Annotated in this window: 15 protein-coding genes and 1 other RNA gene; 13 read left to right on the forward strand and 3 right to left on the reverse strand. The window is 44.5% G+C overall.

Annotated features, from left to right (window positions below):
• Positions 1-70: 70 nt before the first annotated feature.
• From ffs to TW81_RS08430, 10 genes are all read left to right on the forward strand, one after another.
• An RNA gene (gene ffs / locus TW81_RS18930) (signal recognition particle sRNA small type) lies at positions 71-167 on the forward strand.
• A gap of 358 nt (positions 168-525) precedes the next feature.
• A complete protein-coding gene (locus TW81_RS08390) occupies positions 526-4,284 on the forward strand; it encodes a response regulator (protein WP_045955262.1) in 3,759 nt (1,252 codons plus the stop codon).
• Complete coding sequence (locus TW81_RS08395; protein ID WP_045955263.1) at positions 4,274-5,275, forward strand: response regulator; 1,002 nt, start codon at positions 4,274-4,276, stop codon at positions 5,273-5,275. The genes TW81_RS08390 and TW81_RS08395 overlap by 11 nt, the downstream gene beginning before the upstream one ends.
• Before the next feature lie 753 nt (positions 5,276-6,028).
• Positions 6,029-7,663: an ABC transporter substrate-binding protein gene (locus TW81_RS08400; protein ID WP_045955291.1), complete on the forward strand. Its 1,635-nt coding sequence runs from the start codon at positions 6,029-6,031 to the stop codon at positions 7,661-7,663.
• A gap of 76 nt (positions 7,664-7,739) precedes the next feature.
• Positions 7,740-8,660: an oligopeptide ABC transporter permease OppB gene (gene oppB, locus TW81_RS08405; RefSeq protein ID WP_045955264.1), complete on the forward strand. Its 921-nt coding sequence runs from the start codon at positions 7,740-7,742 to the stop codon at positions 8,658-8,660.
• 15 nt (positions 8,661-8,675) lie between these two features.
• On the forward strand, positions 8,676-9,578 hold the full coding sequence (gene oppC / locus TW81_RS08410; RefSeq protein ID WP_045955265.1) for an oligopeptide ABC transporter permease OppC: 903 nt from the start codon (positions 8,676-8,678) through the stop codon (positions 9,576-9,578).
• Between the two features lie 52 nt (positions 9,579-9,630).
• On the forward strand, positions 9,631-10,602 hold the full coding sequence (gene oppD, locus TW81_RS08415) for an ABC transporter ATP-binding protein (protein WP_045955266.1): 972 nt from the start codon (positions 9,631-9,633) through the stop codon (positions 10,600-10,602).
• Positions 10,599-11,591, forward strand: a complete 993-nt coding sequence (gene oppF, locus TW81_RS08420; RefSeq protein WP_045955267.1) for a murein tripeptide/oligopeptide ABC transporter ATP binding protein OppF — start codon at positions 10,599-10,601, stop codon at positions 11,589-11,591. Before oppD ends, oppF begins: the two co-directional genes overlap by 4 nt.
• 179 nt (positions 11,592-11,770) lie before the next feature.
• Positions 11,771-12,715: a glutathione S-transferase family protein gene (locus TW81_RS08425; RefSeq protein WP_045955268.1), complete on the forward strand. Its 945-nt coding sequence runs from the start codon at positions 11,771-11,773 to the stop codon at positions 12,713-12,715.
• A gap of 127 nt (positions 12,716-12,842) precedes the next feature.
• Positions 12,843-14,129: an MgtC/SapB family protein gene (locus TW81_RS08430; protein ID WP_045955269.1), complete on the forward strand. Its 1,287-nt coding sequence runs from the start codon at positions 12,843-12,845 to the stop codon at positions 14,127-14,129.
• Positions 14,130-14,177: 48 nt separating this feature from the next.
• Here TW81_RS08430 and pta read toward each other — a convergent pair whose 3' ends face one another.
• Both pta and TW81_RS08440 read right to left on the reverse strand, forming a co-directional pair.
• A complete protein-coding gene (pta, locus tag TW81_RS08435) occupies positions 14,178-16,340 on the reverse strand; it encodes a phosphate acetyltransferase (protein WP_045955270.1) in 2,163 nt (720 codons plus the stop codon).
• A gap of 120 nt (positions 16,341-16,460) precedes the next feature.
• Positions 16,461-17,657 (reverse strand): acetate kinase, encoded by a 1,197-nt coding sequence (locus TW81_RS08440; RefSeq protein ID WP_045955271.1) that lies wholly within the window; start codon positions 17,655-17,657, stop codon positions 16,461-16,463.
• Between the two features lie 347 nt (positions 17,658-18,004).
• Here TW81_RS08440 and yfbV point away from each other — a divergent pair, with 347 nt between their 5' ends.
• Positions 18,005-18,457 (forward strand): terminus macrodomain insulation protein YfbV, encoded by a 453-nt coding sequence (gene yfbV, locus TW81_RS08445; RefSeq protein WP_045955272.1) that lies wholly within the window; start codon positions 18,005-18,007, stop codon positions 18,455-18,457.
• A gap of 147 nt (positions 18,458-18,604) precedes the next feature.
• Here yfbV and ald read toward each other — a convergent pair whose 3' ends face one another.
• Positions 18,605-19,729 (reverse strand): alanine dehydrogenase, encoded by a 1,125-nt coding sequence (gene ald / locus TW81_RS08450; RefSeq protein WP_045955273.1) that lies wholly within the window; start codon positions 19,727-19,729, stop codon positions 18,605-18,607.
• 174 nt (positions 19,730-19,903) lie between these two features.
• On the opposite strand from ald, the gene lrp reads away from it, so the two are divergent.
• Positions 19,904-20,398, forward strand: coding sequence for a leucine-responsive transcriptional regulator Lrp (gene lrp, locus TW81_RS08455; RefSeq protein ID WP_004414493.1), 495 nt, complete (start codon positions 19,904-19,906; stop codon positions 20,396-20,398).
• 186 nt (positions 20,399-20,584) lie between these two features.
• Positions 20,585-23,494: a DNA translocase FtsK gene (locus TW81_RS08460; RefSeq protein WP_045955274.1), complete on the forward strand. Its 2,910-nt coding sequence runs from the start codon at positions 20,585-20,587 to the stop codon at positions 23,492-23,494.
• The last annotated feature ends 85 nt before the right edge of the window (positions 23,495-23,579 follow it).

Consider the following 23,579-nt stretch of genomic DNA (forward strand, 5'->3'; position numbering starts at 1 on the left):
AAATACCCCAGTGGATGCTTGATAATCCCCTCACTCCTTAGCGCTGCTAAGGAAACAGAATCTATGGAGGCCCTGGTCCTCCCGCAACAATAGCTCGTGAACTCGGTCAGGTCCGGAAGGAAGCAGCCGCAGCGTGTGACTTGTGTGCCGGGATGTGGCTGGGGCTTCCACCCATTTAAAAGCCTGCAATCTAGTACACAATAGATTGCAGGCTTTTTTACATTTCATCCCACTCAATCAACCATCGTCAATCGCCGTTCATTGTCTTACACACTGCAAATTTCTCGACGAAATACGTTTGTTGCAAATCTCAGGGCAAAAGCACTTATGTGACTGATTGCTTTTTTTGTTAACAAATCGATCTTTGTTGCATATTTTTCGTATGCAAAGATATGAATCTTGCCTAATATTATTCTACTGGTTACATAATGTATGGTGGCGCTTGTGTCTGTTGCCCTAGAAATCTCTGAACGCGACTTTACACAATCACCGTCAATTTAGCGGACTACTAGGGAGCGTGCTGATATGCACCTTAGCAATCAAAAAACTTTAAAATCATCCCTGTTGCTAGTGTTATGTGTCACCATAGGCTTGTGTATTGCGCTCGCTTTTGGCGCTAAAGAGTATATTTCTCAGCAGGCAACAGCGCAGTACGCCTCTGACTTAGCAAATGAGCTTTCCAGCCGACAAAATACTTTGCAACGTAAGCTAAACGATTGGCAGAGACAAATCAGCTTTCTATATTCAACACCGCCCATTCAGGGAATTGTACGTGCTGACGAAAATGCTGGTGTTGACCCATTTGATGGTACGACATCTCAACTTTGGATTGATCGCCTAAATACAATTTTTAAAGGTTACATAGAGAACAACAGCGACATTTTTCAGATTCGATATATCGGTGTGAAAAATAAAGGAATGGAAATCGTTCGTGTAGACAGAGCGGGTGGTTCGGCTGAGATAGTGCCGCCAAACAAACTGCAGAACAAGAGCAAATCTGATTATTACCAAGCCGGAACAAAACTCCTTCCGAATGAAATCTACAAATCTGATATCAACCTGAACCGTGAGTACGGAAAAGTTTCGTTCCCTTACACTAAAACGATTCGATTTTTGTATCCCGTACATGATGATAAAGGGCAGCTGTTTGGTTTGTTGGTCATCAACTATTACGCGGATGCATTACTCGATCTGTTTTCTGCGAATCTCAGTCCAGATATGCAGGCGTACATATTGAATAACCAGGGCGAGTTCTTATTAGGCCCTGATTCGAGTATGGAAATGGCGACTGATTTAGGCCATCAACACACATGGGACCGTTATTTTTCTGAGAGTGTTGCGAACCTATATCCAGCGAATGCGCTGTATTCAGAAAGTGAACTTCTACAAGATAAAATTATGTTCACGCAAAAGAGTATTGAACTCGGTCGATTAGAAGAGCATAGATGGATACGTTTAGTACTTCTCACACCGTTATCCGTTATAGAGCAATCAATCGCCAATCAATCACTCCCTTTATACGCGGTTTTAGCGGTTCTTTTCATCCTGATTAGCGGGTTTCTCTTTGTCGCTCATATATTTCTCAACAAGAAATTTACCTTATTGGATACGCAATCTGAATTTGAAGCCATCGTTAAGAATTCTTACGACGCTGTGATCGGTGTTGATCGTAACGGAATAGTAAAAAGCTGGAACCATGCAGCTGAAACGATATTTGGCTTTACCGCCAGTTACTCGCAAGGCAAAAATCTGTTTGAGTTGGTTTTCTCTCATGACTCAGCGCAACCTATGAAAAGAAAGCTCATCGATATTTTTGCCGGAGGTGTGGTGGATTCGTTTGACGCTGTCGCTAACAAGCGTAACGGAGATAAGCTCGACGTCTCTATTACTCTGTCGCCAATTGTCAACAAGGACAATGCGATATCTGGTGTCGCGGGCATTATGCGCGACGTGACGGAACAGAAGAAAACAGCGTCGAAATTGTTGGAGGTGAATGAGTCTTTAGAACAAACGGTGCTAGATAGAACGTCTGAACTACGTTTAGCTAAAGACAAAGCCATTGCCGCGAACAAAGCGAAGGGTGATTTTGTCGCCAATATCAGTCACGAAATTCGCACCCCAATGAATGCGATTTTAGGGCTAGCTTACTTGTTGAAAAAGCAGGAGTTGTCGCCTCAGTCGCTGGATATGGTTAAGCGCATTCATGATGCAGGTAAGTCACTTCTCGGCATTATTAACGATATTTTGGACTTCTCTAAAATTGAAGCAAACCGCCTTGAAATCGAAAATGTTCCATTTCGGTTGACTGAAGTGATCGACAACGTTGCCAGTATTATGTCCACAGCAGTCGGCTCAAAACCGGTTGAAGTTGTTATCTCAGCCTTACCTCCGGAAGCTGAGTTTCTAAAAGGGGATCCACTTAGGCTCAGACAAATACTGATTAATCTAGCTAGCAACGCGATTAAGTTTACCGATGAAGGGGAAGTTGTACTCAAAGTTGAATCTGTCGGTGAGTTAACTAATCAGGGTAAAACTAAATTGAGGTTTAGCGTCACGGATACAGGTATTGGTATTCCCCCTGAGAAACAAAAGCATATTTTTAGCGAGTTTTCTCAAGCGGATAGCTCAACTACACGTACGTATGGTGGTACGGGCTTAGGGTTAACGATAAGTAAAAAACTGACCTCTTTGATGGGAGGAGAACTACAACTGACTAGTGAATTTGGCAAGGGAAGTGAGTTTTATTTTGAGCTACCTTTCGAAGTCAATAACAAGGAAGGTAATTCGTTACCAAATATGGTCTATCAGCGATTACTCATCGTAGAACAACATCCGACAACGCGTGAGCTTTTGTGCGATATCGCGTCGAGTATCGGCTGGCAAGTTAATTCCGCAGGTTGTGGGCAAGATGCACTGAAACTGATCAATGAAAAAGGTGTTGATCACTATGACGCAGTTTTAATTGACTACCAACTTCCCGAATCTGGGGGAATACCAGTTGCAAGGGCGATTAAAGGGTTGTCTGAGGAAGTCAATTTGACGGTGATTCTAATTATATCACCTCACCTTGTAGACAGTGTTGATGAGGAGTCCAACCGTGTAATAGATGTTGTTCTAGCTAAACCTGTTACAAGCTCAAGCCTGTATAACGCAGTGCTTTCAGCGAATAAACGTCTTGTTGAAAAAACATCTAACGCTCGACAGATCGCATCTTTCAAGCGTTTGCAAAATCGTTCCATTCTGGTCGTGGATGATAGTGAAATCAACCGAGAAGTCGCCCAAACTATCTTAGAAGATGAAGGTGCTTCTATAACAACTGCCCAAAATGGCCAAGAGGCGGTGGATATGCTGGTGCAATCACCTGAGGCGTTCGACCTTGTCCTGATGGATATTCAAATGCCCGTTTTGGATGGCTATCAAGCGACTGCAAAAATTCGTTCTATCCCTACATTGGCTGATCTCCCTGTCATCGCATTGAGTGCCGGTGCGTTTAAAGTTCACCAGCAAAACGCGAAAAATGCGGGAATGAGTTCGTTTGTGTCCAAGCCGTTTGATGTGGAGCAACTGATTGAAGAAGTACTCAAGTGGACGCCAAAACAGGAAAATAGTGCAAAGGTTGATGTGGTAGACACGAAACTTGAGCAAGGCCATGCGGATAATAATCCAGTCAACCAAGGCGACTCGTATAGTTCAGTGGTGCTGAATATTACCCAAGGGCTAAAGGTGTGGAAAAAAGAGGATAATTATTTAAAGCAACTTCAATCTTTCGTTTCGAACCATGCAGATGCGGCCCAGCGCTTGGAAGAGCATATCTCAAAACATCAGTGGGAAAGCGCACGTTCATTGCTGCATAAGCTTAGAGGGGTTGCGGGGGCTCTCTGCATGAATGAGTTGATGGAAGTGAGTGGGCAAGCCGAATTAGAAATTGAGCTTTCAGAAAGTATTAGCGATAAGGCATTGGATTCGATTAATCGATCTCTAGCCAGATCAATTGAAGAAGCGGATGCATACATCACCTCTCTACAGCCAGAAATTAGCGATGTTAAATCGTCAGCTGATACCCGCTATGACAATGATGAACAACGAGCTACGTTAGGAGAGCTGCTAACGGCTCTAGATAGTGATGATTTGAGCGAAATTGAACAGGTACTAAGTGTGGCTATGGATAGATTGCCTCAAGAGGTCATTGCCCAAGTTACAGTAGAAGTTGAACAGTTCCAATTTCGTCGTGCAGAAGACGTAGTGAAGCAATATTTGGACAGTGGGTACAAGCATGCCGTTTAGAAAAACCATCCTATGTATTGATGACGAACCGGTGAACTTAGCGTTGATGCGTAGCTTCCTAGAAGAACTGTATATCCTCAAGTATGCCAATGGTGGTATTTCTGGTTTTGAGAGTGCAGTAAAGCATCAGCCAGATTTGATTTTGGTGGATGTGGATATGCCAGATCTTAATGGTTTTGAGCTCACCAGAAAAATCAAGCAACGTGATGACTTAAAAAATATCCCCGTAATTTTTGTTACCGCATCTAAGGGTGAAGTCGATGAGAACAAGGGATTTGAAGTCGGTGGTGTTGACTATATCTCTAAACCTATTTCCGAGCCGATCTTAAAAGCGAGGATTCACACTCATTTATCACTGGTTAAAGCCTCTGAACTGGAAGATAGTCAGCGTTCGGCATTGCACATGCTAGGGGAAGCGGGGCATTTTAACGATACCGATACTGGCGTCCATATCTGGAGAATGGCCGAGTACGCCAAATACTTAGCATTTTGGTCTGGCTGGAGTAGGGAAGACAGTGAATTATTAGAAATGGCAGCACCGATGCATGATACGGGTAAAATCGGTATACCAGATACGATTTTAAAAAAACCGGGCAAGCTAGACGAAAACGAGTGGGAGGTGATGAAAAAACATTCGCAAATTGGTTACGATATATTAAGTAAAAGTGACAATAAATTATTTAATCTAGCGGCAGAGATTGCGTTGGGCCACCATGAAAAGTGGGATGGGAGTGGTTATCCAGAAGGACTCGCTGGCGATGCCATCCCGGAATCTGCAAGAATCGTTGCTGTCGCGGATGTGTTTGATGCTTTGACTATGAAGCGGCCTTATAAAGACGCATGGCCGATACCTAAGGTCCTAGAAACATTAAGAGAAATGTCTATCGGGCATTTGGAAAAGCGATTGGTCGATATTTTTATCGATCATATTGAGGAGATAAAAGAAATTAAATCGAAATGGGATAAAAAAGAAACGTCTCTCGTACGTTAATCTTCTTTGTACTCTTCAACTCATCTTAGTCAATACATCTCTCTAATCTCTGTTTTAGCCGTTATTCCTTGAACGAATGTTTTCGTTGCTAATAAACAGCGCCAACTAGCTGCAGGGCATAGTTTTCCCTGCTGCCTATTCAGGAAAATGACGCGTATTGAACTTCATAAACAGTAGAGGTGAACAAGTCATATTCAAACTTTAAACTAGTAATTAAAAAACCAAATTTCCTGGTGTTTTGGCTATAAATCATATGCTTGATATGTGTTCATAAAACGCATTTAGCTCATCCATGCATCGTTTTGGGGCGTTGAACACTAAACTGGGGCATGCTAGTGATTGAGTTCACAGAACTCTATTTTGCTAAAGTCAAATGTAGCTAACTGTTAGCTAGATTGCATTACGTTTGTTAAATTTTTAGCACAATATTTAGCATAAGATGCTAAATATAAGTGTCTTATTAGATGTTTCGGCATTTCAGTCTGCTGGTGATAGGATTGTTGTGTTAATCAACTAACAAAAATCCATTTGCTGGTGATTTTTACCAATTTATTGTTGTTTTCGTGGAACTATGCGATTTTTTGCTACATTTTTATGGCAAATTACTTCAATGATTGATACTGTGTGCCGCAATCTTTGTATGTATTTAGATTTTTATGCTTAGAATTTGAGCTAAACAGTTCTAAATCACTGTCCGTTCTAGTGAAGTACAAAGAAGTCATGGATGCAAATGAAAAACTTGGAGTTTTACGCATGTATAAGAACAAAATCACACAAGCCCTTCTTTTAGGTGCTGGCCTAGCAGTGGCCGCAACCTCTACTTTCGCAGCTGAAGTTCCAGCTGGAACTCAATTAGCAGAAAAACAAGAATTTGTTCGTGGTAACGGCACAGAAGTGGCGTCACTCGATCCGCATAAAGTAGAAGGTGTACCTGAATCTCACGTTTTACGTGATTTGATGGAAGGTCTAGTGATTCAAGATGGCCCAGGTAATACTATTCCTGGTGCAGCAGAGTCTTGGTCAACAGAAGACAACCAGACATTTACTTTCAAAATTCGCAAAGACGCGAAATGGTCTAACGGTGACCCAGTTACCGCTCAAGACTTTGAGTACAGCTTTAAGCGCGCGGCTGACCCACTAACTGCTTCTCCTTATGCTTGGTACATTGAATACACCAAGATGAAAAATGCAAAAGATATCATTGCAGGCAAAACGCCAGTCAGTGAACTTGGTGTTAAAGCAGTTGATGACCACACGCTTGTGATTGAGACAGAAGTACCACTACCATACTTCGTGAAGATGCTTGCTCACACAACTATGTACCCAGTACATAAAGCAACTGTTGAAAAATTCGGTAACGACTGGACTAAGCCAGGTAACTTTGTTGGTAACGGTGCTTACGTACTTAGCGATTGGGTTGTGAACGAAAAGATTGTTCTAGAGCGCAATGCGAACTACTGGGATAACGACGATACTGTAATTGATAAAGTAACCTACCTACCAATCGAAAACCAAAATGCGGAAATGAACCGTTTCCTTTCTGGCGAAATCCATATGACGTACGAAGTGCCAAACGAGCAATTCCGCCGTCTAGTTAAAGACTACCCAGAAAACGTAGTGGTATCTCCAAACCTATGTACTTACTACTACGGCTTCAACACTCAACGTCCTCCATTTGATGATGTTCGTGTCCGTAAAGCACTTTCTTACTCTATTGACCGTGATATCGTAACGAACGCTATCTTGGGTCAAGGTCAGAAGCCTGCTTACGCACTAACACATAGCGGTATTACGGGCTTTGCTCCAGCAGCGCCAGAGTATGCGTTGATGACTCAAAAAGAGCGTGTTGCAAAGGCTAAAGAGCTTCTAACAGAAGCTGGTTTTGGTAACGGTAAACCTCTAGATTTCACGCTTCTTTACAACACCAGTGAAAACCACAAGAAAATTGCTGTAGCAGTTCAGTCTATGTGGAAAAAAGCTCTGGGTGGTTTCGTAAACGTTAAGCTAGAAAACCAAGAGTGGAAAACTTACCTAGACAGCTCTAAGCAAGGTGACTTTGATGTACGTCGTGCTGGTTGGTGTGCAGACTACAATGAAGCGTCTACATTCCTAGCTATCGCAATGACTGAAAATGGTTCAAACGATCAGAAATATTCAAGCGCAATTTTTGATAAAGCGATGAATGACGCTGTTAAAGTAGCGAAAACTGACGAAGAACGTAACAAGTACTATGCAATTGCAGAAGCACAACTTGCACAAGATATGCCTCTAGCGCCTATCTACCAGTACGTTCAGCCTCGTCTAGTTAGCACTGAGCTAGGTGGATACCCTGATCAAAACCCGCAAGACAATATTTACTCAAAAGATATGTACATTATTAAAAAATAATATTTGAGTAAGAACCCCAGTGCGCTGATAGCCTGTGTGTTATTAGCGCACTGTTTTTTTAGATGTGAGATGTTTTATGTTAAAGCTAATTTTCTCTCGACTCCTGGAAGCGATACCAACTTTGTTGGTTTTGATTACCGTGTCATTCTTTTTGATGCGTTTTGCTCCAGGTAACCCGTTCTCATCAGAAAAGACACTTCCGCCGGAAGTGATGCAAAACATTAATGAGAAATATGGCTTAGATAAGCCTTTGTTTGAACAATACACCACGTACCTTGGCAATATTCTGCAAGGTGACTTTGGTCCATCATTCAAATATAAAGACTACACGGTAAACGAACTTGTTTCAGAAGCACTGCCAGTGTCTGCAAAAGTAGGCTTTTATGCGTTTATTTTTACAGTTGTTGTTGGTGTGGCTATCGGTACGTTAGCTGCTCTCAAACAAAACACCTGGCTTGACTACACGGTTATGTCAACGTCCATGATAGGGGTGGTGTTGCCCTCCTTTGTATTTGCTCCCGTGCTTATATATATCTTCTCCATTGGTTTGGGGTGGTTCCCCGCAGGCGGATGGAATGGCGGCGCAATCGAGTACATGGTATTGCCTGTTCTTGGTATGTCGTTCTTGTACATCGCGACCTTTGCTCGTATCACGCGCGGCTCAATGATTGAGACGCTAAACAGTAACTTTATTCGTACAGCGCGTGCGAAAGGTCTAAGCTACCGTTACATTGTTATCAAACATGCACTTAAACCTGCTCTGTTACCTGTTGTTTCATATATGGGCCCTGCATTCGTCGGTATCATTACAGGTTCTGTTGTGATTGAAACCATCTTCGGTCTACCGGGCATCGGTAAGCTGTTTGTTAACGCAGCATTCAACCGAGATTACTCACTTGTTATGGGTGTGACTATCCTTATCGGTTTCTTATTTATCCTATTCAACGCGGTCGTAGATATCCTGCTCGCAATGATTGATCCGAAAATTCGCTACTAACAGGGAAGTATGGTTATGTTAACGAAAAAAGAGAATCTTGAAGCAGTCGAGAAATTTGCCGAAAACTTAGAAGTTGAAGGCCGCAGTTTGTGGCAAGACGCCCGTATGCGCTTTATGCGAAATAAAGCAGCGATGGTGAGCTTGTTTATTCTATTTATTATGACTCTGTCGGTTGTGTTTTTACCTATGATCGCGGAGTTCGCCTACGATGATACCGATTGGTATGCAATGCACGTTGGCCCAAGCGCTGAGCACTGGTTCGGTACCGACAGTCTAGGTCGTGATCTATACGTACGTACGTTAATCGGTGGCCGTATTTCACTGATGGTTGGCGTGCTAGGTGCTTTGGTTGCGGTTGTTATCGGTACTCTATATGGCGCCGCATCGGGCTTTATCGGTGGTAAAGTCGACCGTATTATGATGCGTATCCTAGAGATCCTTTACGCTGTGCCGTTTATGTTCCTAGTTATCGTTCTAGTGACTTTCTTTGGTCGAAACATCATTCTTATCTTCGTCGCTATCGGTGCAATTGCATGGCTCGATATGGCGCGTATTGTGCGTGGCCAAACGTTAAGTTTACGTAGCAAAGAATTCATTGAAGCGGCCCACGTATGTGGTGTAAGCAAGTGGAAAATTATCACGCGTCACATCGTGCCGAACGTACTTGGTATTGTAGCGGTATACTCTACGCTGCTTATCCCGAGCATGATATTGACTGAATCATTCCTTTCATTCCTTGGTCTAGGTGTTCAAGAGCCAATGACAAGTTGGGGCGCACTTTTACAAGAAGGTGCACAGACAATGGAAATCGCAATCTGGCAGCTGGCATTCCCAGCAGCATTTATGGTGGCGACTCTGTTCTGTTTCAACTACGTTGGTGACGGCCTGCGCGACGCGCTGGATCCAAAAGACAGATAAAAACTAAATAGCAAATAGATTGTTAAAGCTATAAAAGATTAAGGAAGCAATGATGAGCTTATTAGATGTCAAAGATCTGCGCGTCGAATTTACCACTCAAGATGGTATTGTCACCGCAGTTAACGATTTGAATTTCTCTCTGAACCAAGGCGAAACATTAGGTATCGTAGGTGAATCCGGTTCAGGTAAATCACAAACCGTATTCGCAATCATGGGCCTTTTGGCTAAGAACGGTATTATTTCAGGTAGCGCGAAATTTGAAGGCAATGAGATTCTTAACCTGCCTGAAAAAGAACTGAACAAAGTTCGTGCTGAGCAGATTGCAATGATCTTCCAAGACCCAATGACTTCACTTAACCCTTATATGAAGGTGAGTGACCAGTTGATGGAAGTACTTATGCTGCACAAAGGCATGGGGAAAGCGGAGGCATTTGAAGAATCGGTACGCATGCTTGAAGCGGTGAAAATCCCTGAAGCGCGCAAGCGTATTACCATGTATCCACACGAATTTTCTGGCGGTATGCGCCAGCGTGTGATGATCGCTATGGCACTCCTGTGTCGTCCAAAACTATTGATTGCGGACGAACCAACAACAGCGCTAGACGTAACTGTCCAAGCACAGATTATGGATCTGCTGAACGAACTTAAGTCTGAGTTCAATACGGCAATTATCATGATCACTCACGACTTAGGTGTCGTGGCAGGTTCATGTGACAAAGTATTGGTGATGTATGCGGGTCGTACCATGGAGTACGGCACGGTAGATGAGATTTTCTACAACCCAAGCCACCCATATGCAGAAGGTTTGTTAAAAGCGATTCCTCGTTTGGATACTGAAGGTGAAATCCTTCCTACCATTCCGGGCAACCCACCTAACTTACTTCGCTTGCCACCTGGCTGCCCATACCAAGAGCGCTGCCACCGCGTGATGGATCGTTGTAAGCAAGAAGCGCCAATCTTGACGCCGTTTGGCGATGGTCGCCAACGTGCATGTTTTTCTGAATGGGAGTCTTGGAAAAAATGAGCATAGATAAGAAACTAATTCTAGATGTTAAAGAGTTAAAAGTTCATTTTAGCATTGCATCAAAGTCTGCTTTGCCATGGTCTAAGCCTTCCACATTAAAAGCAGTTGATGGCGTGAATGTACGCCTTTACGAAGGTGAAACCCTAGGTGTTGTTGGTGAGTCTGGTTGTGGAAAGTCGACATTTGCGCGCGCAATTATCGGTTTGGTAGAAGCGACAGACGGCGATGTGTTATGGCTTGGCCAAGATCTTACTAAGATGAAGGAAGTTCAGCGTCGTGAAACACGCAAAGAAATCCAGATGATCTTCCAAGATCCGCTAGCTTCACTTAACCCACGTATGACAGTCGGCGATATCATCGCAGAGCCTTTAGAGACGTTCTATCCTGAGCTTTCTAAAGATGAAGTGAAACTTCGCGTTAAAGAGATGATGACGAAGGTTGGTTTATTGCCGAACGTGATTAACCGTTACCCTCACGAGTTTTCTGGTGGTCAATGTCAACGTATCGGAATTGCTCGCGCATTGATTCTTAAGCCTAAGATGATTATCTGTGATGAGCCAGTTTCTGCTCTAGACGTGTCTATTCAAGCTCAGGTTGTGAACTTGCTTAAAGAGCTACAAAAAGAGCTGGGCCTTTCTTTGGTATTTATCGCGCACGATTTGTCAGTGGTTAAGCACATTTCTGATCGTGTTTTGGTTATGTATTTGGGTAATGCCGTTGAGCTCGGTGAGTCAGAAGCGCTGTTTGCTAATCCTAAGCACCCATACACCCGCGCATTGATGTCTGCTGTGCCGATCCCAGATCCAAAGTTGGAGCGCAACAAGCAGATTGAAATGCTCGAAGGGGATCTTCCGTCTCCAATTAGTCCGCCTTCAGGATGTGTATTCCGTACTCGTTGTCCTCAAGCGACCCAAGAGTGTGCTCAAACAAAACCTAAGATTGAAGGTACAGACGTGCATGCCGTGTCATGTATACACGTTAGCGTATAATTCTCACCTTTGATCAATTTAAGCGCGATAGCCAAACGGTGTCGCGCTTTTTTTTGTATCTGACGATCGCTTATCCTGCTATTCAAATTATTTGAACAACTAAGCCAAACCTATCTAATCAAATCGCTGTGAGTTTTTTTTATACTTGTTAAACAAAATAAACGAGTTAGGAGCCTGTCATGGGGAAGCTAGTCGACGGTGTTTGGCAAGACGTCTGGTACGATACTAAATCAAGTAATGGAAAATTTATCCGTGAAGATGCTGGATTCAGAGACTGGATCGAACATAGCCCAGATGCTAAATTCCAGCCCGAGTCAGGCCGTTATCACCTTTATGTTTCGTTAGCCTGTCCATGGGCTCATCGCACGCTTATCTTCCGTAAAATCAAGGGACTTGAAGCCCATATCGATGTGACGGTTGTATGTCCAGATATGATGAGTGAGGGCTGGCAAATGGGGCTTCCAGAGCCATTGTTTGGTCATACTCGGCTTCACCAAATTTATACGCAGGCTAAACCGGATTACTCTGGTCGTGTTACCGTGCCAGTACTTTGGGATAAAAAACACAATACGATTGTTAGCAATGAATCTTCGGAAATCATTCGAATGTTTAACTCGCAGTTTAATCATCTGACAGGTAATACAGCCGATTATTATCCCGAGTCACAACGTGATCTGATTGATGAATGGAACGCGTTTGTCTACCCACATATCAACAATGGTGTTTATCGCTGTGGGTTTGCGACAACGCAAGAGGCTTACGAAGAAGCGTATAGCCACTTGTTTGAATCTTTAGACAAGTTAGACACCCACTTAGCCAACAACAGGTATCTTGTCGGAGCCAGTATCACTGAAGCTGATTGGCGCTTGTTTACCACCTTGATCAGATTTGACGCTGTCTACGTAGGGCACTTTAAATGTAATAAAAAACGGATTGTCGACTATGCGAACATCAACGGATACATGAAAGAGTTGTATCAAATCCCGGGGATTAAAGAGACGACGGATTTTTACCACATTAAACGGCACTATTACTTTAGTCACACTGGTATCAACCCAACGCAAGTTGTACCCAAGGGGCCAGATTTAGATTTGGATTCACCTCACGGACGTGAACACTTATAGCTAGGTATTTCCTATCACTGCACCATTTCTAGATGGCGCATATTGATATATTTTTGCGCCATCACGGTTTCTCTACCGAATTGACATAAACTAATGATATGAAACCGATCTTTTAAACGGGGTAGGTATGAGTATCAACGAATTTGTTGCGAGTGACTATCTACTTTGGCACCTGCTTATCTCGCTGCTGCTGGGGGCCATCGTGGGTACGCAGCGCGGCTGGGAAATGCGTAATCGCGTCGAAGGCAGCCGAGTTGCGGGTATTCGTACCTTCTCTTTGGTTGGTTTACTTGGCGGGTTAGTTGCTATTCTAGCGGGCTTATATTCCCCTTTGCTGTTAGGATTTGCATTGATTGCCTTGGTGATATTGGCCTGTATCGCTTTTGTTATGCAGCAAAAAAGCAATCTCGATGTAAGTATTACTGGGGTGGTAAGTTTGCTAGTGACGTTTGTCCTAGGCAGCTTGGCCGTTTCCGGACAAGCTGTGCTAGCTGCCTCAGCGGCCGTCATTACTGCAGTCGTCTTAGATAACAAGAGAGAACTGCATCAGGCTCTACAAAAACTTCAAGAATACGAATTGGATGCTGCACTTCGTTTACTCCTTATTTCAATCGTGTTGCTACCGTTGTTACCTAATCAATCCTATGGTCCTTGGAGTGCACTCAATCCATACGAAATTTGGTGGATGGTGGTGCTGATTGCCAGCATCTCATTTGTCGGTTACTTTGCGATAAAAATCGGTGGAGCGAAGCGCGGGATCTTGTTTACTTCCGTATTTGCTGGTCTAAGCTCCTCCACGGCGCTAACACTGCAGTTTTCTCACCTTTCCAAGCAGCAAGCTAGTATTAGCCCACTTCTCGCTAGTGGTATCCTGCTCAGCTGCGGTACCATGTTTCCTCGTTTATTGGTGGTGCTGTTCGTGATAAACCCACAGTTAGTGACACTGTTATGGCCAATTGTCATAGCAATGATGGTCGCGTTGTATTTGCCTGCTTGGTGGATATGGCGTTCCAGCGAAGCTGAATCAGTTGAGCCGTCTAATCAACAAACTAATCCGTTAGCACTGCAGTCGGCGCTCTTTTTTGGCGTGGTCTTGGCCGCGATTATGCTGCTCTCACACGCGTTGACTGAGATGTTCGGTAGTACGGGGATACTGATTTTATCCGCATTATCTGGCTTAACGGATGTGGATGCGATTTCACTTGCATTGGGTCGCCAAAGCACACAATCCTTAGATGTAAACACCGCGGCCTTAGGTATTCTTATCGCTGCTTCGGTAAATACTGTTGTTAAGATTGGAATGGTGCGAGCAATTGGAGATAAGCAGCTTTGGTATCGGATTGTTCCTGTGATGACTGGCTGCGTATTGGTTGGAGGGCTTATGTTTGTGGTGATGTATGGTGCTGGCATATAAAAAAAGCCCGCGTCGAAACGAGGGCTTTAAATCAAGAAAATAGACGAGTTAGTTAACGGCTTTTTCTGCTTGTTCAGCTTGATCTGCTTGGATCGCTGTTAGCGCAACGGTGTAGACGATATCGTCGACGAGCGCACCACGAGACAGATCGTTTACTGGCTTACGCATACCTTGCAGCATTGGACCGATAGAGACAAGGTCAGCACTACGCTGTACCGCTTTGTATGTCGTGTTGCCTGTGTTTAGATCTGGGAATACGAATACGGTCGCTTTACCTGCAACTGGAGAGTTTGGCGCTTTTGACGCTGCCACGTTTTCCATGATAGCCGCGTCGTACTGTAGAGGACCGTCGATCACAAGATCAGGACGCTTCTCTTGGGCGAGTTTAGTCGCTTCACGTACTTTATCGACGTCTGCACCTTTACCAGACTCACCAGTAGAGTATGAGATCATCGCCACGCGTGGTTCGATACCGAACGCTGCTGCTGAGTCAGCAGATTGGATTGCGATCTCAGCAAGTTGCTCTGCTGTTGGATCTGGGTTGATCGCACAGTCACCGTAAACCAATACTTGGTCAGGTAGAAGCATGAAGAATACCGATGATACGATAGACGCATCAGGCGCTGTCTTGATGATTTGGAACGGAGGAACGATAGTGTTCGCTGTGGTGTGAACCGCACCAGAAACTAGGCCGTCAACTTCATCATTCTCAAGCATCATAGTACCCAGGAATACAGAGTCTTGCAGTTTTTCACGAGCAACAACTTCTGTCATACCTTTCGCGCCGCGTAGCTCAACTAGGCGCGCAACGTAATTTTCACGTACTTCGTCAGAGTTGATGATAGTGACGCCAGCACCTAGCTCAACGCCTTGTTGCGCTGCAACGCGACGGATTTCGTCTGGGTTACCGAGAAGTACACACTCAGCGATACCGCGCTCCGCACAGATAGCGGCTGCTTTAACAGTGCGTGGCTCGTCACCTTCAGGAAGAACGATACGTTTACCCGCTTTACGAGCGAATTCTGTCAATTGGTAACGGAATGCTGGTGGGCTTAGACGGCGAGATTTCTGCGTCCCTTCCGTCATTGATTCAATCCAGTTACCGTCGATATTACCAGCAACGTGTTCGTTGATAAACTCGATACGCTCTTTGTCATCTGCCGGAACTTCGATAGAGAAGCTCTGTAGGTTTAAAGACGTTTGCCAAGTGTTACCTTGCGCTTTAAAGATAGGTAGACCTGCATCGAATGCAGGCTGACATAGGCCAACAATTTCTTGTGGGATGTCGTAACCACCAGTCAGAAGAACCGCACCAATCTCAACACCGTTCATTGCCGCCAGTGCCGCTGCAACGATAACATCTGGACGGTCTGCTGAAGTCACAAGCAGGGAGCCAGGTTTGAAATGTTCGATCATGTTTGGCAAAGAACGAGCACAGAATGTGATGCTCTTAATGCGACGAGTGTTGATTTCACCTTTGTTGATGATTTCAGCGTTGAGATGCTTCGCCATGTCGATAGCGCGCGTCGCGATAAGGTCAATGCTCCAAGGCACACAACCAAGAACTCGGATTGGAGATGTATTGAAGATCTCCATTACTTTCATCTCATTCTGTTTAGCGCTGTCTGCATCGTCGAAGATCTCAGATAGGTCTGGGCGAGTGCGGCCTGCCTCGTCAACAGGCGCATTGAGCTTGTTTATGATAACGCCAGAGATGTTTTTGTTCTTCGTACCACCGAAGTTAGAACAAGCTACTTCGATTCGCTCTTTAAGCTGTGCTGGGTTGTCTGTACCAGGTGTCGCTACAAGAACAATTTCTGCGCCAAGAGTAGCGGCGATTTCCGCGTTTACTTGGTTAGCGAATGGGTGTTTACGCGTAGGGACTAAGCCTTCAATTAGCGTAACGTCTGCATCTTTGTTGATTTGGTTGTAACGTTCAACAATCGTTTCTAGCAGTTCATCCATGTTGTCGTTGCCGATTAAATTTTCGGCAATTGACATCGCTAGAGGCTGACCAATTTTCACATCGCTGTTTCTGCCAACGATAGTTGAAGTAAGATCAGGCTGGTCGCCACCTTCACGGGGCTGAGAAATTGGTTTGTAGAAAGAAACCTTAACGCCTTTGCGCTCCATTGCGCGAAGAACACCCATGCTTACGCTAGTTAGACCAACACCAGCACTTGCAGGGATAAGCATAATAGTACGAGACATTCGTAGAGTACCTATAGCTATTGGGATAAGAACATAACAGTCAAATTGCTAATATCGTGCAATTGCTGTTACACCCATGCGAAAGAAAACCGGCTGACAATTGCCAGCCGGTTATATCAATTAAAGGCCGGTTAGGCGCGCAGTATCTTCAGCGATGACTAGCTCTTCGTTAGTAGAGATAACCATTGCAGGAATGCGGCTGTTTGCAGTTGTGATAGTACCTTCACCACCGAAACGCGCTTTTAGGTTAGCTTCGCTGTCAACTTCGATACCGAAGATGGCTAGACGGTTTAGAACCATTTCACGGATTGGGCCAGAGTTTTCGCCGATACCACCGGTGAACGTGATAGCGTCTAGGCGACCTTCCATAGAAGCAGTGTAACCTGCTACGTACTTAGCTAGACGGTGGCAGAACACATCCATCGCACGCGTTGCTTCTTCTTTCTCACCGTAGTTGTCTTCCACGAAGCGACAGTCAGAAGTCACTTCAGTAAGACCTTGAAGGCCAGACTCTTTAGTTAGCATGTTGTTGATTTGTTCAACAGAGTAACCAAGAGCGTCGTGTAGGTGGAAGATGATCGCAGGATCGATATCACCACAACGAGTACCCATTACTAGGCCTTCAAGTGGCGTTAGACCCATAGAAGTGTCTACAGACTTACCGTTTTTAATTGCACATACAGAAGCACCGTTGCCTAGGTGGCAGTTGATGATGTTAACTTCTTCAACTGGCTTGTTCAGTAGCCCTGCAACTTCACGAGTGATGAATAGGTGTGAAGTACCATGCATACCGTAACGACGGATGCCGTGCTCTTTGTATAGGTTGTATGGAAGAGCATATAGGTAAGACTCTTCAGGCATTGTTTGGTGGAATGCCGTGTCAAAAACAGCAACGTTTTGCAGATCAGGGAAGTTTTTCTTCGCAGCTTCAATACCGATGATGTGAGCAGGGTTGTGAAGCGGTGCAAATGTTGCAGCGTCTTGAATACCTTTTAGTACTTCATCAGTGATTAGTGCAGATTGAGTGAACTGCTCGCCGCCATGAACGATGCGGTGACCGATAGCACCTAAGTTAGCTTTAAGCTCTGGTTTAGAAGCAAGAATAGTTTCAACCATGAACGCAAGTGCTTCTTCGTGTGCTGCACCGTTGCCTAGTTGAGCTTCGTGTTTACCATCAAGTTTCCACTTGATGCGTGCTTCAGGAAGGTGAAGACATTCAGCAAGACCTGATAGGTGCTCGGCACCTGTTTCTGCATCAACAACAGCAAATTTAAGAGAAGAACTACCGCAGTTTAAAACTAAAACTAGCTTTGACATGAGTGACTACCTGTAATAATCAATTAGGATAAAAATTAATCACAAGAATAGACGATGCTCTAGAAGCTGCGTACTATTCTTGGTCAAAAAAACATCGAATTCCGTATAAAAAAGACAGTGATGATTCACTTCATCACCTTTGCATCCGCTGCGAAAAGGTCTCAAGAGTTGCTTAAATTGTAAATAACAGCAACAATGAGATTGTGGGTCCGCAAAGGATAACGATAATAAGCGATGATAACAAAAATAATTTGAAAGAATATTAACTTTTATCAATTTTTTGTTCTTTTAGTTGAAACTTTCAACTAAATTTTAGTTTAGACCCTGTACTGAAGTGAGAGAGCCCTATGAGTAATAAAGCTGGATTTGTTCATAGTCTGAAAGATGGACAAAAGTACATGGAAACTTGGCCAATGCGCAAAGAGCTTAATCTGTTGTTTCCAGAACAACGGATCATAAAAGCAACGCGTTTTGGGGTGAAAGTTATGCCTGCCATCGCTGCAATCAGTGTGTTGACTCAAATGGCGTTTAACAACTATCAGTCTATGCCGCAAGCCGTTATTATCGCCTTATTCGCAATCAGTATGCCGATTCAAGGAATGTGGTGGTTGGGTAATCGAGCCAACACTCAGTTGCCTCCATCATTGGCGGGCTGGTATCGTGAAATCCACCAGAAAATCGTCGATAGTGGCTGTGCATTGGAGCCACTCAAGTCACGTCCTCGTTACAAAGAACTGGCTAATATATTAAATCGCGCGTTTCGCCAACTTGATAAGTCCGCATTAGAACGCTGGTTCTAAATCCTCAACTGCATTGCCAACGCCCACCAATTTGTGGGCATTTTACTTTCTAGTTTCAGTATTTGTATCGGTTTGAGTAGTAAGGTAGGGACGATACAAACAAAAAGGCCAGCAACAATGCTGGCCTTTGAATATCAAAATGCAATATTAGTTGAACATCGCAATGGCTTGAGCTGGCTCAACGTATTCTAGGTTGAAGCTCTCAGCAACTTCTTTACAAGTTACTTTACCGTGGATTACGTTTAGACCTTCTAAGAACCCTTCGTCAGCTAGTAGTGCTTCTCGGTAACCTTTGTTCGCTAGTTTAACAATATACGGTAGCGTTGCGTTGTTTAATGCGAATGTAGAAGTGCGTGCAACGGCACCCGGCATGTTTGCTACACAGTAGTGTACAACGTCATCAACAATGTAAGTTGGTTCTGCGTGCGTTGTCGCGTGAGATGTTTCGAAACAACCACCTTGGTCAATCGCAACGTCAACTACAGCGGCACCTGGTTTCATCTTAGCGATGTGCTCTTTTGTTACCAGTTTAGGTGCTGCCGCACCTGGAATTAGTACTGCACCGATAACTAGGTCTGCTTCTAAAACATGCTTCTCAATGGCGTCTTCAGTAGAATAAACCACTTTAGCGCGACCTTGGAATTCTTCATCCAGTCGACGTAGTGTGTCTACGTTGCGATCAAGGATAGTCACATCTGCTCGTAGTCCAACTGCCATGCGGGCTGCATTTGCACCAACCACACCGCCGCCAACTACAACTACTTTTGCTGGCTCAACACCCGGTACACCGCCTAAAAGAAGACCACGACCACCGTGAGATTTCTCTAAAGTTTGTGCACCTGCTTGAATAGACATGCGACCAGCTACCTCAGACATTGGAGCAAGTAGTGGCAAGCGACCCATATTATCTGTTACAGTCTCATATGCTATACAGACAGCTTTGCTCTTGATTAGCTCTTCAGTTTGTGGAAAATCTGGTGCTAGGTGCAAATAAGTAAATAAAATTTGCCCTTCTCGTAGCATAGCTCGCTCGACAGCTTGAGGTTCTTTAACCTTTACAATCATTTCTGCTTTCGCGAAAACGTCAGCAGCGGTAGGAAGAATGGATGCGCCTACAGCGATGTAATCATCGTCTGAAAAACCGATGCCTGAACCGGCATTAGTTTCAACAAAAACTTGGTGACCTTGAGACACTAGCTCGCGAACGCTCGCTGGGATCATGCCAACACGGTATTCGTGGTTTTTGATTTCCTTAGGTACGCCAATAATCATCCTGAATCCTCATTTTATTTTGGTTGTATAAACTATATTAGTTGCATTAACTGTATGTAGGGTAATTCTGTCGAATTAACAACTAGTATAGATAGGTTCGAATAAAATTTGATACTGAATATTAAAAAGTTGTAGTATATTTTTTTGCAAGGAAGTAATAAGGTGGAATAAAAAATGGCAGACAACAATAAAAAGCCGTCCAAGGATCTAGACCGTATCGACCGCAACATTCTTAATGAGTTGCAAAAAGACGGTCGTATTTCGAATGTAGAGCTCTCAAAACGAGTGGGACTTTCTCCAACTCCGTGTTTGGAACGTGTGCGTCGACTCGAACGTCAGGGCTATATTACGGGTTATACAGCGTTGCTGAATCCGCAGTATTTAGATGCTTCGTTGTTGGTTTTCGTTGAAATCACGCTTAACCGTGGTGCACCGGATGTGTTTGAACAGTTCAACACCGCCGTTCAAAAGCTGGATGATATTCAAGAATGTCATTTGGTTTCTGGTGACTTCGACTACTTATTGAAGACACGTGTATCAGATATGAGCGCTTATCGTAAGTTACTAGGTGATACGCTGCTGCGCTTGCCTGGTGTAAACGACACGCGTACTTACGTTGTTATGGAAGAAGTGAAGCAAACTAACCAACTTGTGATCAAGACTCGCTAACTTGTCTATGGGTTTGCGCTTAAAGTCATAATTGCTTTCTATATTCTGACGTTAAGCAATTGGGTTTTTTGCCTTGATATGGTTAAATCGATAGTCCGAGTAGCATAGCTGCTCGGACTATTTTTTTCCCGACCAATCACTGTGTCTTCAAGAACGATTGGTGTTTTCACAAAGATAAAGTTGGTTATGTTCAAAGAAACCAAAAATAAAGTAGAAACAATCATCAAAACGGGCGAAGAGCCTCAACCTTCGCGCTTGAGTGGGCCCCAACGTCTTCAAGAATGTAGTTTGATTGTTATCGTGTTAGCTTCCATTTTGCTCGCAGTGGCTCTGGTAACTTACAGTGCAGCCGATCCTTCATGGTCTCAAACTGCTTGGGGCGGGGAGATCAATAATGCTGGTGGTTTAGTGGGTGCTTGGCTAGCAGACACCCTATTTTTTACTTTCGGTTCTTTGGCCTATGTGATCCCATTTGTATTGACTGGGGTCTCTTGGGCAATGTTACGCAAACGTGATGAAAATGACCCGATTGACTTTATGTTATGGGGAACCCGTTTACTCGGATTGACCATTCTTATTTTGACCAGTTGTGGCTTGGCAGATATCAACTTTGATGATATTTGGTACTTCTCGTCAGGAGGCGTCATTGGCGATGTCCTGACAAGCTTGGCATTACCAAGCTTAAATATTCTTGGTTCGACCTTAGTATTCCTCTTTTTGTGGGGCGCTGGGTTTACTTTACTCACAGGGATCTCTTGGCTTTCTATTGTTGATGCTTTGGGTGAAAGTGTCATTGGTATGATCACTGCGCTGTTTAACAAAATACGGGGTCGACAAGATGAAGTGCTAGAAGCGCAGCTCAGTCACCCTGAATTAGAAGGCACGCCAACAGAATCAAACGTAGCTTCCTTACAAGAAGAGCGACAAGTAGAGCCGGAAGAAGGCTCACTCAGCGAGACAAAGCGTTTTAACATCCATATGCCGGAAAATACAGCGGCAACAAAACCCGTTGCTGAGAGCATCGAAGGTGTCGGCGCTGGAGTAATCAGTGATAGGGTAATGACAGCCTCTTCGACAGAGAATCACTTGCCAGTATCTGAAGAAACGATGGAGCCTGATTTTGAGACAAATAATCACCTAGGTGAAACCATCGAACAGTTAGAACGAGCCGCAATGAGTGGTGAGGATCGTCAGTCAGAGGTTATGTCGGAAACAGCGCCTCAACAGGTCGAGTTTGGTTCTGCTATAGAAGCCGAGCAGCAAAGTAGTTCGGAAGTCTCATTTGAACAAATTGAAAGTAGCGACCTACCTTGGCAGCAGGAAGTGGTTGAAGATATCGCTCAACCGACGATTAACACAGCAGAATTAGAGCAGATATCTTCCGCTATCGAGCCCGATGAAGACTATCAAGAACCTGTAATTTCGTCGTTTGAGGTTGCAGAAGACAGCATTGAAGAGGCTGTCGTTGACAGTAATGATAAGCCTCAAGACCAAGATGCTGCGGCCTTGCACGATATGGTTGCTGAAGCTCAGGCGAAAGTCGCCGCGCAGCAAAATCCGTTTTTGGTTCAGCAAGAGACCAATTTACCAAAACCTGTTGAACCAATGCCGACGTTGGAATTGCTCTACCATCCGGAAAAGCGCGAAAACTTTATTGATCGCGAGGCTCTTGAAAATATCGCTCGTTTGGTGGAGGCGAAGCTCGCAGATTACAAGATTAAGGCGACCGTTGTGGACATTTTCCCAGGTCCAGTGATTACGCGCTTTGAATTAGATTTGGCTCCGGGTGTTAAGGTCAGCCGAATTTCAGGCCTTTCTATGGACTTAGCCCGTTCGCTCTCTGCAATGGCGGTGCGTGTGGTTGAGGTCATTCCAGGTAAACCTTATGTTGGCCTAGAATTGCCGAATATGAGCCGTCAAACGGTGTTTTTCTCTGACGTCGTAGGCAGCCCTCAGTTTATTGATGCGAAATCTCCAACGACTGTAGTACTTGGGCAAGACATTGCAGGTGACGCAGTTGTCGCTGACCTGTCTAAAATGCCGCACGTTTTGGTCGCAGGTACGACGGGTTCAGGTAAATCGGTCGGAGTTAACGTCATGATACTGAGCATGCTCTACAAAGCGACGCCAGAGGACGTGCGTTTTATTATGATCGACCCGAAAATGCTCGAGTTGTCCGTTTATGAAGGCATCCCTCACTTATTATCTGAAGTGGTGACAGACATGAAAGACGCGTCTAATGCCCTGCGTTGGTGTGTTGGAGAGATGGAGCGTCGCTATAAATTAATGTCTGCACTGGGTGTAAGAAACATTAAAGGCTTCAACGACAAACTGAAAATGGCCGCAGAAGCTGGTCATCCTATTCATGACCCACTGTGGCAGCCGGGTGACAGCATGGATGAGCATCCGCCATTATTGGAGAAATTGCCTTACATTGTTGTTATTGTCGATGAGTTTGCTGACTTAATGATGGTGGTCGGCAAGAAAGTTGAAGAGCTTATCGCACGCCTTGCGCAAAAAGCACGTGCTGCAGGTGTTCACTTAATCTTAGCGACTCAGCGTCCTTCGGTTGATGTTATTACGGGTTTGATTAAAGCGAACATTCCAACACGTGTCGCCTTTACTGTGTCGACCAAGACAGACTCGCGTACCATCCTTGATCAGGGTGGGGCGGAGTCATTGCTTGGCATGGGGGATATGCTCTACTTGCCTCCGGGTTCTAGCCATACTGTGCGGGTTCATGGTGCATTTGCTTCAGATGACGATGTGCACGCGGTGGTCAATAACTGGAAAGCGCGCGGTCAGCCAAACTACATTGATGAGATTACCAATGGAGACCAAGGCCCTGAAGCCTTGTTGCCCGGAGAAAAGTCGGAGTCAGAAGAAGAGATGGACCCACTGTTTGATCAGGTTGTCGAGCACGTCGTCCAGTCGCGTCGTGGTTCGGTTTCAGGCGTTCAACGTCGCTTTAAGATTGGCTACAACCGAGCGGCGCGTATTGTTGAGCAGTTAGAAGCTCAAGGTATTGTTAGCGCCCCGGGTCACAATGGTAACCGTGAGGTGTTGGCTCCTGCGCCAGGTCGAGAAATGAACTAGCGTTGGGTAATCGTTGGATTGTAGTCCGTATAGCGGACATTAAAAGGGTTGGCACTGTGTGCCAACCCTTTAATTTTTGCCCTTC

Origin of the sequence: Vibrio galatheae (genome assembly GCF_000967545.1) — a bacterium.
Taxonomy (GTDB): Bacteria; Pseudomonadota; Gammaproteobacteria; order Enterobacterales; family Vibrionaceae; genus Vibrio; species Vibrio galatheae.

Coding starts and splice junctions, on each gene's coding strand:
- oppF (WP_045955267.1), top strand. CDS start 10,599: ATGAGCATAGATAAGAAACTAATTCTAGATGTTAAAGAGTTAAAAGTT.
- TW81_RS08460 (WP_045955274.1), top strand. CDS start 20,585: ATGTTCAAAGAAACCAAAAATAAAGTAGAAACAATCATCAAAACGGGC.
- yfbV (WP_045955272.1), top strand. CDS start 18,005: ATGAGTAATAAAGCTGGATTTGTTCATAGTCTGAAAGATGGACAAAAG.
- lrp (WP_004414493.1), top strand. CDS start 19,904: ATGGCAGACAACAATAAAAAGCCGTCCAAGGATCTAGACCGTATCGAC.
- TW81_RS08395 (WP_045955263.1), top strand. CDS start 4,274: ATGCCGTTTAGAAAAACCATCCTATGTATTGATGACGAACCGGTGAAC.
- TW81_RS08400 (WP_045955291.1), top strand. CDS start 6,029: ATGTATAAGAACAAAATCACACAAGCCCTTCTTTTAGGTGCTGGCCTA.
- TW81_RS08390 (WP_045955262.1), top strand. CDS start 526: ATGCACCTTAGCAATCAAAAAACTTTAAAATCATCCCTGTTGCTAGTG.
- oppB (WP_045955264.1), top strand. CDS start 7,740: ATGTTAAAGCTAATTTTCTCTCGACTCCTGGAAGCGATACCAACTTTG.
- TW81_RS08425 (WP_045955268.1), top strand. CDS start 11,771: ATGGGGAAGCTAGTCGACGGTGTTTGGCAAGACGTCTGGTACGATACT.
- oppD (WP_045955266.1), top strand. CDS start 9,631: ATGAGCTTATTAGATGTCAAAGATCTGCGCGTCGAATTTACCACTCAA.
- TW81_RS08430 (WP_045955269.1), top strand. CDS start 12,843: ATGAGTATCAACGAATTTGTTGCGAGTGACTATCTACTTTGGCACCTG.
- TW81_RS08440 (WP_045955271.1), bottom strand. CDS start 17,657: ATGTCAAAGCTAGTTTTAGTTTTAAACTGCGGTAGTTCTTCTCTTAAA.
- oppC (WP_045955265.1), top strand. CDS start 8,676: ATGTTAACGAAAAAAGAGAATCTTGAAGCAGTCGAGAAATTTGCCGAA.
- ald (WP_045955273.1), bottom strand. CDS start 19,729: ATGATTATTGGCGTACCTAAGGAAATCAAAAACCACGAATACCGTGTT.
- pta (WP_045955270.1), bottom strand. CDS start 16,340: ATGTCTCGTACTATTATGCTTATCCCTGCAAGTGCTGGTGTTGGTCTA.